Below are 897 nucleotides of genomic sequence, written 5' to 3'. Positions count from 1 at the left end.
CAGGCCTCAGCATTTTATTATGGTGATCCCCTGGGCGAAATGCGCCTGGTAAGCAGAGTTTTTGAAATGTAAGGCCTTTGAATAAGACAAAAGGCTGCCTCATCGCTAACTTTGCAACAGTGCCAATTTATGAGTAAAGGATTATGTCCACGATAAGCACCTGGGTCGATTCCTGGGAGGCGGCCATGAGGGTAGGGAAGCGCCGTCCCGTCAAGTCAGCGTAATGCTCTGCCAGTGTTACAACCAATTAACCAATTCTGATTAGAAAAACTCATCGAGCATCAAATGAAACTGCAATTTATTCATATCAGGATTATCAATACCATATTTTTGAAAAAGCCGTTTCTGTAATGAAGGAGAAAACTCACCGAGGCAGTTCCATAGGATGGCAAGATCCTGGTATCGGTCTGCGATTCCGACTCGTCCAACATCAATACAACCTATTAATTTCCCCTCGTCAAAAATAAGGTTATCAAGTGAGAAATCACCATGAGTGACGACTGAATCCGGTGAGAATGGCAAAAGCTTATGCATTTCTTTCCAGACTTGTTCAACAGGCCAGCCATTACGCTCGTCATCAAAATCACTCGCATCAACCAAACCGTTATTCATTCGTGATTGCGCCTGAGCGAGACGAAATACGCGATCGCTGTTAAAAGGACAATTACAAACAGGAATCGAATGCAACCGGCGCAGGAACACTGCCAGCGCATCAACAATATTTTCACCTGAATCAGGATATTCTTCTAATACCTGGAATGCTGTTTTCCCGGGGATCGCAGTGGTGAGTAACCATGCATCATCAGGAGTACGGATAAAATGCTTGATGGTCGGAAGAGGCATAAATTCCGTCAGCCAGTTTAGTCTGACCATCTCATCTGTAACATCATTGGCAAC

General features: G+C 44.5%; 2 protein-coding genes. One reads left to right on the top strand and one right to left on the bottom strand.

The window, feature by feature from the left end; all coding sequences use genetic code 11:
* The coding region (locus ACSIPU_RS30360) for a hypothetical protein (RefSeq protein ID WP_032414367.1) at positions 1 to 72 on the top strand (72 nt) is incomplete at its 5' end.
* A 189-nt stretch (positions 73 to 261) separates the two neighbouring features.
* Here the strand turns inward: ACSIPU_RS30360 and ACSIPU_RS30355 are convergent.
* A partial coding sequence (locus tag ACSIPU_RS30355; RefSeq protein WP_435322470.1) for an APH(3') family aminoglycoside O-phosphotransferase occupies positions 262 to 897 on the bottom strand: 636 nt, incomplete at its 5' end.

The sequence above is a fragment of the Klebsiella sp. HN106 genome, assembly GCF_051209435.1.
GTDB lineage: Bacteria > Pseudomonadota > Gammaproteobacteria > Enterobacterales > Enterobacteriaceae > Klebsiella > Klebsiella oxytoca.
This window is presented reverse-complemented; position numbering and strand designations above follow the sequence as displayed.